Source organism: Dellaglioa sp. CoH-55-MRSF-8 (genome assembly GCF_056782195.1).
This window is the reverse complement of record NZ_JBXAYH010000190.1, coordinates 1-273: the sequence shown is the minus strand read 5'-3', so window position 1 is coordinate 273 and position 273 is coordinate 1. Positions and strand designations below refer to the sequence as shown.

Here is a 273-nt window from a genome sequence, read left to right as displayed (position 1 = left end):
CGCCCAAGGGCACAGCATTCGCGATGAACGTGCGGACCACCGGATACCACACGGCTGGTATCAATCGCAACCACAAGATGCCGATTGAAATTCCGTCGACCATTCAGGTGACGAAAAACACGCTGTTCCGGGTCCTGCATCAGTACGGGATCGCGGGCTCTGACCTGCTGGTCGCGTGTACCGAACGCCATGGTGTGTACGAGGGCATCGAAAGCTTCGAGTACGCGATTGGGGTGCTGCAATGAGCATTATTGAGACGCGCGGGCGCTACGA

Annotated in this window: 1 protein-coding gene; it reads left to right on the top strand. The window is 57.9% G+C overall.

Annotated features, from left to right (window positions below; translation table 11 throughout):
• Positions 1-245: hypothetical protein (locus AC1RPW_RS08450; RefSeq protein ID WP_481769518.1), on the top strand; the 245-nt coding region annotated here is incomplete at its 5' end.
• Between the last annotated feature and the right edge of the window lie 28 nt (positions 246-273).